This is a genomic window from Furfurilactobacillus milii (assembly GCF_009863985.1).
GTDB classification, from domain to species: Bacteria; Bacillota; Bacilli; order Lactobacillales; family Lactobacillaceae; genus Furfurilactobacillus; species Furfurilactobacillus milii_A.
Genome location: NZ_WEZT01000019.1, coordinates 51753 through 60594, shown reverse-complemented (window position 1 = coordinate 60594; position 8842 = coordinate 51753). Strand labels below are relative to the sequence as shown.

Here is an 8842-nt window from a genome sequence, read left to right as displayed (position 1 = left end):
CACTTGAACTAATTAATCAACGACCATTAAAAATACATCATCAACAGACTGCCATTGAAAGATTCCGGGCTTGTTCGGATTAAACTTGTAATTTGCCATAATAAGCATACTGCGTATCTGATAGCATTCCATGATTCGAGGCTGTCGGTAAAATCTTCGACTCCTCAGACAAATCGCCAGTTTTGCCTTCGTTAATCAGTAATTGAACATCACTTAAGAAATCCATCTTTGCCTGATTGGCTGTGTTCCAAGCAATCTGATACATATCATTTTCGGCAGCTGGGGCAATCCAGTCAGCTTCAGTTTCGGTTGTTTGATTTCCTTGAAAAGCCGCAGAAACAATTGGATTCTTACCCTTCTCAATTGAGTAAATGAAACTTTTACCTGTTAACACAGAATAAATAGCCAAATCAAGTGGTGAAGGATTTTGGAAAGAACTTGGTTCAGGATTTTCCTTTAAATGTCCATTTGCATCAAGGGCTGTATTTATAGAGGTATTCCCTTTACCAATATTTTTATTTTCTGATGTTCCATTAAAGTGTCCACTCAAATAAGTTTTCGCCGCTATATAGGCAAATTTGAATAGGTTAGCACGGCTTGCTGAATCATTGCTAGTTTTATAGTATTCTGGCGTGATGCTCCCGATATAATTAGAAACACTGTTAATATCTGTTACCTTAGCCGACACTAAGGCATGTTCATCTCCTCTAAGAGCATCCTTTGTTGCTGCCTTAAATCCCTCTGTTACAACATTTTTCCAATCATCATAATAATCAAGGATGCCCTTTTCTGATAAGGCCCTTTCAAGAGAGTTTAAATTATTAATAGTTTTCCCAGAACCTGCATCACTTTGATTAAACGGAAAATAAACTTTTGATTTTTCATAGTCAACTAATCGGTTAGCCTCAACCGGAAATGTATAAAATAATAATGTTGGTGCATCAGGCGACCAAGTAAAAGTGGCCATCGTTAAATCGCCAAACGTATTGCCGACTCCAGATAACAAAGAAGAACTATATCCAACGCCCTGAAGTGCCAATATTGAGTCTAATGTCGAACTAGCAGTTGAATCACCAGAAATCCAATTAATCGTACCTTCGAACCCTGCATAATAAGCACTCAACTGCATACTAGATAAATCTTGAACATTTTCAGCAGTTAACATCTGTGTTCTCAGCTTGCTAAAACCGTCGAACTTGCCTTGGGCACCGTAAAATTCACTATTGGATGTATTTTCGGTATCCTCTAATAGCCACAAATAATAGGCCTCAGCAGTCAACTGTGCTCTTAAATACGCCTTAATCGTGTCAGTGAAACCTTCTTGTTGCGCAATTGAACTAGAATCGGGAATTGGATTTCCATCAATTCCTAATTCGGCTACCCCGGTATACGGATCAGATTTAGAAAGTGTACTAAAATTTACTTTCTGTAGTTGGGCATCAACCCATACGCTGATAACACTTTTGGCATTCTTATCAGCTACGCTATCAAGTGTTCCGTCTGAATTTCGACTCGATGTATCAAATTTCAAAGTCGATACATCGACATCACCCATCCATTCCTTGATATCATAATTGCCTTCAGAGGCATTGAATAGAACGGCTTTCAATCCTGTCAGAGCAGTATTTTCCCCAATTTTATAATCAACAGAATTGAAGAGATCTGAAATTACATCATCATTCACCGTGAGTTCAGCCCTGCTTATATTCAGGTTCTTAATACTGTTCTTAGCTTGTTGAATATCATCGCCAGAAACCCCCGCAGGCAAATCAACAATCAGCGTACCATCAGTAGAGATGCTGACTTTTGTGCCTTTAACAAACTTAGTTGGATCAATCTGCCCCAACGTTTGTAGTGCCTTAACGGCTGGTACAACCGTTAAGGCTTGGTTGGCGATTGAAGTTGCTTTGGTTGTGACACTGGCGGGTGTAACAGCAGATAGTTGTGTGACTGATTGACTAGCCGACATGCTGGTTGAATCAGTCTTTTTTGTTTGTGCAGAATTCGTTGATACGGTTGTTTGACTTGCCTGTACGTTACTTTGAACGGTCTCTGATTGTGGGGTTGCTGATGAAACGTCTGACGTTTTAGGCGCAGCTTTAGCCACTGTCGATGAAGCAGACATCAGTGACATGGCATCGGACTTGACTGCACTCGGTTGTTGACTAACTGGTTGAACGCTACTTGCGGTCACCGACTTTGTTTCGCCAGAGGTTGAGATGGAATCAGTCGTTGAGTCAACAGCAGTGGCTGTGTCAGACTTCGATGCAGAATTGGCACTCGTCATTGAATTGTCAGCGGTTTCATTTTTGACAGTCTTGACCGCTGTGCTGGTGTCCGATTGTGCCGTTGAACTAGTAGCAGTGGACGTCACTTTACTTGGCGCCGTTGATGAACTAGCCGAAGCAGCGGATTGATTGCTGTTCGAAGCCGTCGAGGAACTCGCCAATGCTGCACTCGTTTGGTTAGTCGATGAAGTTTCGCCTGAACTAGATGTAGCAGCGGTTGTTTCAGCTGTCACAATGCTTGTTTGTGACACAGTTGTAGCCGTGCCAAGACTCAACCCAACAATAGCCGCAAATAACCAAACTTTGCCGGCTTTATACATCTTATGGTGAGACACTTCGCTCATGTGCAAAAATTTACTTTGTTTCATATTTCTCTCCTGCCGTCAAAACTGCTTATTTTATTGCTTCACTATGACGTTCTGTATCCGAGGTTGAGCTTGCCGCATTGTCAATGAGTTGCGCAACCAACTTCGTGAGCGACAATTTGTGCGTCGTTTTGAGTTCTTCAATCTGCGCCCATTCAGTTGGCGTAATGGTGATATTGAGTCGTTTGTTTTCAGCTTTAATCATTGGAATGACCTCTTTGTTTGTAGTTCACCAAAATAAATTACCATCAGAATAATTAAGTATAGCATTATTAAATTAACCATAATTCTTTTTGGAAACGAAAACAATAGGCACAGCGGACTTCCGTTGCGTTATTTCGCTAAAATGAACTCAAAATGTTTATCCACTTCAATTTGTAATAGTGAAACACCTTTTATCCTCATCAGGTGGCCTAGATTATGGTATTCTTTTGATAATTAGTTTTTGTAGAAGAGAGGTAGTCTGCTTGATTAACGGCAGTATTATGCGTGATGCACGCAAACGTCAGCACTTGTCTCAAGCTGGGCTGGCAAAGGGAATTACAACTCAAGCAACAATTAGTAAACTTGAAAATGACAGTGTCGCTCCCAACAGTGAAATTATGACAAAGCTCGTTCACCGATTACATCTGTCCATGGACGACATTATGATTGAAGACGAGCAGACACCAGAACAGCTATTAACGCAGGCCGATCAGCTAACAGAAGTATTTGATTATCAAGGTACGGCAGACCTGCTCAATAAGATCGACCGTGAGTCGTTCTTTACTAATGAAGACAAATTTCACTATAGTTTTTTGAAAATCAACGCCACAATGTGGTTAACACATGACTTTGACACTAGTATTTTTGACTTTAATCGAATCTTGGATGAGATCACAGATAAAAGGCAGAGCATTTATGCATTGCTAGCTGTATGTCAGCTCGGTACTGCCTATCTTTCTAAAGAACAGCCAAAGCAGGCTGCTTATTATTTTGATCAAGTGGCATCTCTACTCGACGGAATAGACACAGAGAAATACCTTTACTGGACATTATTTATGCTGGATAACCTGACGAACTTTTGGTCAAAACAACGTCAGTTTGATAAGAGTAATAGTTACGGTCACCAAGCCTTAGCACTGGCTCGAGACCATCAAACCGTCTTGTTTATGGAAACCCTGAATTTTACTCTAGGTGAAAACATAGCCTACACAAAGGGATGGGACGATAAAGAAGCCCGTCAATATCTCATTCAGGGTTGGTCGTTTGCACACTTTGCCGGCAATCAGGTTGCTTTAAATATTATGAGTCAGCTAATGCGTGAACATCATATTACTGGTGACTGGTAGCTTCCTATAGTAGAGTTTGATTTATGTAAGCTAATTTAATGATAGATAAAACGGCGTTACGATTTTGCATATCAGGAATGCAAAATCGTAACGCCGTTCGTTTAGTTTATATTTGGTTCTAAAAATCTAAAGTTGTGCATTAATTTTAGTCAGTAGCTCCGCTAATAGTTGCTGCTCCCCGGGAGTTAACGACCCGATTGTCCGGTCAGCTACCCCTGCCTCAAATTGATGAATGGTTGGATATAGTGCCGTGGCCTTCTCTGTTGGAAATAACCGCCGAACTTTTTTGTTAACCGCGTCCGGCCGTTTCTCGACGTAACCTTCCGCAATCAACTTTTGAACGGCTCGAAAACTTGTCGTGCGGTCCACTGCCATATCAGCTGCCAAAGCATCAAAAAAGAGCCCGGGCCGTTCACAAATCCGCAGTAGATATTGAAAACGATTATTGTTCAGTCCTTGAGATGCGAATTCGTGATTGGCACTCGCCGTAGCACGCCGTGAAAAGGTACCGATTTGTCTTAATTCATCAATCATTTCAAACTCCTTGTTGCATTTGCAATAAAATAAAACTATACTAAATGCCATTAATAACGAAAGAAGTAACACTATGTGGCAATTAAAACGGTTCTCCAAATTAACTCCAAATGAATTATACGACATCTTCTATGCACGAATCCAGACCTTTGTGGTCGATCAAAACCGGATTTATCAAGAAGTCGATGAGCATGACAAAACAGCACTACATTTAATGGATTACGAAAATGGGCGTCTTGTTGCATACGCACGAATTTTCACAGAAGAAAAGCACGTGACGTTTGGCCGCGTGCTGTCGATTCCTGATGTTCGTGGACAAGGTTATGGACGGTTGCTACTCGAACAGATCATGCAAGTATTGAATGGTCACTTCAGCGATCTACCCGTCGAAATTGAAGCCCAAGAACAGGTTCAGGGGTTATATACAAAATTTGGTTTTCACGCTGTGGGCGATGTGTTCTTATTCAACCACACACCACACACCAAGATGGTTCACGAACCATTGGCAATTACTCATGCAACTCAATTGGCTGCCCATCAGGGTCGTGAATAAACGTCATTGCCTTCCCAGTGAACTCGTCATGGCGAATTGGTTCAGACTTCACACCCAGTTCAGCTAACTCAATCACTGTTTGCGACACATCTTTCACCATAAAGGCAATGTGGCGTAAACCAAGCGCCTCTGGATACGTTAACCGTGCCGGACTGTTTGGACGCACAAAGAGTTCCAACTGAACGTTGCCAGCACAAAGCATGATCACGGTATCATGTTTAATTGGACGGTCATATTCACTGACCATCTGAAAACCAAGCTTCGTGATGTAAAAATCCTTGGCCTTCGTGTAGTTTGAAACGACGATTGCGATGTGATGCAATGTGCTTAATTCCATGTGTGCCCTCCTCTGTGTGCGGCTTAGCGATTACTTGTGCTCAGGTCGCACTCCTTACATATTAGTGTAGCATACTCGCCAACTTCATCCATTTTGAATGCTTAACTCAAGCACTCAACAAAATGGGCAAAAAAAAGCTTCTATCATAAATGATAGAAGTTAGTTTGGCGTGTCTGGTATACCTCCCAGACTTGAGGGGTTCTTCAATCACGAAGAACTGAGTACCGGCACCCGATTAGTAGTCGGTGGGTGGGCCGCCGTGTTCCACAACACGAACGATCAAGCACTCCTTATACGAAGGAAAAACGTGCCCCCGGCTTCGATAGCCACTAGCCTCCGCAGAGGAACGACATTACTGCCGTCTGGCTGATCTCGACTCATCGCATGTAAATACACTAACATCTTATTGAGATGAATGCAAATGCGGGAGGCGCAGAAGTCAGAATTTTATGGGCTGAAAGTACATATTTAGTATCTGTGTGGATTTAGGCTGGCTCATTGAGCGAGTAGCATGCCGTTGCGCCGACCGGCAGTCATTATGGCCTGCTGTTAACGTAAAAAACGAGCAGTCGTCGTAAACTTTGGACAGTTGACGAGTGCTCGTTAACGCAACACACCACCGCTTTTGCGGATCGGTAGGATGCCATCTCTAGTGGCATCCTTTTTACGTTGTCATTATAACATGTTCATCCTAAAAAGAATCGGTTAAATTCAATGATTCATGTAAAAATAAATCGTTCAATTGACTGATATAACAGCATTTATAGAAGCTATCATCTTACTGATTTTCTCATGAAAACGGCATAGAAACCTCATCTAAATCGAGGGAACCGTCTCGTTCGGTTTGCTATAATTTTTGTTACCGAGAAGTGAAGACGGTGGTGATCTTTTTGTCCGAAAGAAGATGGTGCCAATGGGGTAAAGATTTTTTACCGTATTGCCGTAGAATCTGCTGAAAGGAGATTGCCTCGTGTCCGTAAAGGATGCACTGCAGCTAGTGTTGGAGTTTGCCATGTTCGTTGTGGCCCTCCTCGCACTGGTCGTTCAGTTAATAGCGGTCATTATGGCCTGCTGTTAACGTAAAAAACGAGCAGTCGTCGTAAACTTTGGACAGTTGACGATTGCTCGTTTATCGTTCACACCACCGCTTTTGCGGATCGGTAGGGATGCCATCGCAAGTGGCATCCCTTTTACGTTGTTATTATAACATGTTCATCCTAAAAAGAGTCAGTACAATTGGATGATTCATGTAAAAACAAATCGTTCAATTGATTGATATAACAGCATTTATAGATACTATCATCTTACTGACTTTCTCATGAAAACGGCATGGAAACCTCATCTAAATCGAGGGAACCGTGTCGCTTGGTTTGCTATAATTTTTGTTACCGAGAAGTGAAGACGGTGGTGACTCTGGCGTATTTATACGTCTGAAAGAAGATGGTGCTAATGGGGTAAGAATTTTTTACCGTATTGCCGCAGAATCTGATGGAAAGGAGTTACCTCGTGTCCGTAAAGGATGCACTGCAGCTAGTGTTGGAGTTTGCCATGTTCGTTGTGGGCCTTCTCGCACTGGTCGTTCAGTTAATAGCGGTCATTATGGATTGCTGTTAACGTAAAAAACGAGCAGTCGTCGTAAACTTTGGAAAGCTGACGATTGCTCGCTGATCATCTAGCGCCACCGCTTTTGCGGATCGGTAGGATGCCATCACTAGTGGCATCCTTTTTACGTTTTCATTATAACATGTTCATCCTAAAAAGAGTCAGTACAATTGGATGATTCATGTGACAGAAAACATTCAACTAATCGTTCAGTTAATAGCAGTCATTATGGCCTGCTGTTAACGTAAAAAAATGGTCAGTCGTCGTATATTTTGGGAAGTTGACGAGTGCTCGTTAACGCAACACACCACCGCTTTTGCGGATCGGTAGGATGCCATCACCAGTGGCATCCTTTTACTTCGTTATTATAACACCTCCGTTTAGCAAGATGTCCAACAAAGTTTGCCCATGACGTACCCTCTTTGCTTGGCATTCTAGTCGTTTGCAAGTATAGTAAGACTACTATGACAAACTTCCTGACTTCCACCCGCCTGGCGTGGGTACTTGAATTTATTTTCCACCCACTAGCCTTTTTAGTGCCGTGGACCAACCAATTTAATTACTGGGGCTATGTGGTGCTATTTGCTGTCCTCTTTTTAGAAAGTGCCTACCTGTTATTCTCGTTCTTACCAGCGCAGTCGCTGCTGTTTGTCGCCGGAGCAATTTCTGCGAACCGGTCTTCGGTGCTCAACATCTACCTCTTGTTGATTGGTTTCGTGGTGATGACACTGGTCGGTTCGACCATTAAATACCGCACCGGTATCCGCATGAAAGCACGGGCCGATGCCCATATTCAACAAAAACGTGATGAGGGTAAATCGCAAAGTAAAACCATGAAGCGACTGTCTCAATCCGAGGTCTACTTTGAGAAGTACGGTGGTAGCTTCCTAATCATTGCACGGTTTGTTCCTATCGTCGGCCTTTTCATGCCACTCATTGCCGGTGAAACCAAGATGGATCAACGCCAATTTCATCTATTTAACACAATTGGCGTCGTGGCTTGGATCTTGATCGCCACACTAGCGGGATTTTTCTTTGGCAAAACACAGTTTGTCAAAAACTACTTTACGTTTATCTGCATTGGTATTGCGTTGCTGCCAATTATCCTTCACGAAGCCGTTCGGTTTGTGCGTGAATGGATTGATGCGATTCGCGACCTTAATTGAGGTATTTACTGCCCTCACGGACGGCCAACGAACTCATCTTGGATTGATGGTCAATTATAAATTGACGCACCCAATCCGGATTAGTCTTACTGTAATCACGTAACGACCAGCCAATCGCCTTTTGGATAAAAAATTCGTCGGTCGCTAAATCAGCCAGCATCATCTCACGTAAATATGTCTCATTCGTTAACGTTTTAAAGCCTAACTGCAAGGTAATGCCCACCCGGCGTTGCCAGAAGTCGGGCTTTTCTTTATACCATGAACCAACTTCTGCTAACCAGTCTGGATGACGTTTGACAACGCGACCAATTACGCCACGAATAGCGTCGACACTATCCCACCAAGGTTTGACCGTAATGTAGTCACTCAGCCATGCTAGATCATCCCGTGTCAGCCGAGTGACGTTATGTTGCATCATATCAACGGCGACGTATTGATACTCACGCTCTGGTAGCGCGTATAGTGTCGCAAACTGCCGTCTCAATTCTGGCAACGTTAACTGCTTACTATCAACCAGCAGCGTATGTTCCTGTTTCCTACGCTCCGGTGACTTAACACCAGCAAACGGAAACTTGTTCTTCATGTATGCGGCCATTCCCTCAGCCGTCTTGGGATCACCCTTTAAAAAAGCTGTTATCATCTTTCAAACCCACCTTATGTAAACGG

General features: G+C 42.8%; 10 protein-coding genes. 5 read left to right on the top strand and 5 right to left on the bottom strand.

Features of this window, described 5'->3' with window-relative positions:
* Positions 1–79: 79 nt before the first annotated feature.
* Positions 80–2656 (bottom strand): KxYKxGKxW signal peptide domain-containing protein, encoded by a 2577-nt coding sequence (locus tag GB992_RS09205; RefSeq protein ID WP_161002182.1) that lies wholly within the window; start codon positions 2654–2656, stop codon positions 80–82.
* 25 nt (positions 2657–2681) lie between these two features.
* Positions 2682–2858 (bottom strand): hypothetical protein, encoded by a 177-nt coding sequence (locus GB992_RS09200; RefSeq protein WP_161002181.1) that lies wholly within the window; start codon positions 2856–2858, stop codon positions 2682–2684.
* Positions 2859–3120: 262 nt separating this feature from the next.
* Between GB992_RS09200 and GB992_RS09195 the strand changes: the two genes are divergently transcribed.
* Complete coding sequence (locus GB992_RS09195) at positions 3121–3984, top strand: helix-turn-helix domain-containing protein (protein ID WP_161002180.1); 864 nt, start codon at positions 3121–3123, stop codon at positions 3982–3984.
* A 126-nt stretch (positions 3985–4110) separates the two neighbouring features.
* Here GB992_RS09195 and GB992_RS09190 read toward each other — a convergent pair whose 3' ends face one another.
* Positions 4111–4518, bottom strand: coding sequence for a MarR family winged helix-turn-helix transcriptional regulator (locus GB992_RS09190; protein WP_017261538.1), 408 nt, complete (start codon positions 4516–4518; stop codon positions 4111–4113).
* 73 nt (positions 4519–4591) lie between these two features.
* On the opposite strand from GB992_RS09190, the gene GB992_RS09185 reads away from it, so the two are divergent.
* On the top strand, positions 4592–5071 hold the full coding sequence (locus tag GB992_RS09185) for a GNAT family N-acetyltransferase (RefSeq protein WP_161002179.1): 480 nt from the start codon (positions 4592–4594) through the stop codon (positions 5069–5071).
* On the opposite strand, the gene gloA2 is transcribed toward GB992_RS09185, so the two are convergent.
* Positions 5028–5408, bottom strand: a complete 381-nt coding sequence (gene gloA2 / locus GB992_RS09180; RefSeq protein ID WP_017261540.1) for an SMU1112c/YaeR family gloxylase I-like metalloprotein — start codon at positions 5406–5408, stop codon at positions 5028–5030. The genes GB992_RS09185 and gloA2 overlap by 44 nt on opposite strands.
* A 970-nt stretch (positions 5409–6378) precedes the next feature.
* Between gloA2 and GB992_RS09175 the strand changes: the two genes are divergently transcribed.
* The 3 genes from GB992_RS09175 (at position 6379) to GB992_RS09165 (ending at position 8176) form a co-directional block, all read left to right on the top strand.
* Positions 6379–6486, top strand: coding sequence for a putative holin-like toxin (locus GB992_RS09175; protein WP_161002178.1), 108 nt, complete (start codon positions 6379–6381; stop codon positions 6484–6486).
* 410 nt (positions 6487–6896) lie between these two features.
* Positions 6897–7022: a putative holin-like toxin gene (locus GB992_RS12025; RefSeq protein ID WP_161002177.1), complete on the top strand. Its 126-nt coding sequence runs from the start codon at positions 6897–6899 to the stop codon at positions 7020–7022.
* A gap of 452 nt (positions 7023–7474) precedes the next feature.
* A complete protein-coding gene (locus GB992_RS09165; protein WP_161002176.1) occupies positions 7475–8176 on the top strand; it encodes a VTT domain-containing protein in 702 nt (233 codons plus the stop codon).
* On the opposite strand, the gene GB992_RS09160 is transcribed toward GB992_RS09165, so the two are convergent.
* Positions 8169–8816, bottom strand: a complete 648-nt coding sequence (locus tag GB992_RS09160; protein ID WP_161002175.1) for a DNA alkylation repair protein — start codon at positions 8814–8816, stop codon at positions 8169–8171. The two genes, GB992_RS09165 and GB992_RS09160, sit on opposite strands and share 8 nt — an antisense overlap.
* Positions 8817–8842: the final 26 nt, after the last annotated feature.

Excerpts from the sequence above, each read along its gene's own strand:
- GB992_RS09205 (WP_161002182.1), bottom strand. The coding sequence starts at position 2,656 with ATGAAACAAAGTAAATTTTTGCACATGAGCGAAGTGTCTCACCATAAG.
- GB992_RS09200 (WP_161002181.1), bottom strand. The coding sequence starts at position 2,858 with ATGATTAAAGCTGAAAACAAACGACTCAATATCACCATTACGCCAACT.
- GB992_RS09190 (WP_017261538.1), bottom strand. The coding sequence starts at position 4,518 with ATGATTGATGAATTAAGACAAATCGGTACCTTTTCACGGCGTGCTACG.
- GB992_RS09185 (WP_161002179.1), top strand. The coding sequence starts at position 4,592 with ATGTGGCAATTAAAACGGTTCTCCAAATTAACTCCAAATGAATTATAC.
- gloA2 (WP_017261540.1), bottom strand. The coding sequence starts at position 5,408 with ATGGAATTAAGCACATTGCATCACATCGCAATCGTCGTTTCAAACTAC.
- GB992_RS12025 (WP_161002177.1), top strand. The coding sequence starts at position 6,897 with ATGGAAAGGAGTTACCTCGTGTCCGTAAAGGATGCACTGCAGCTAGTG.
- GB992_RS09165 (WP_161002176.1), top strand. The coding sequence starts at position 7,475 with ATGACAAACTTCCTGACTTCCACCCGCCTGGCGTGGGTACTTGAATTT.
- GB992_RS09160 (WP_161002175.1), bottom strand. The coding sequence starts at position 8,816 with ATGATAACAGCTTTTTTAAAGGGTGATCCCAAGACGGCTGAGGGAATG.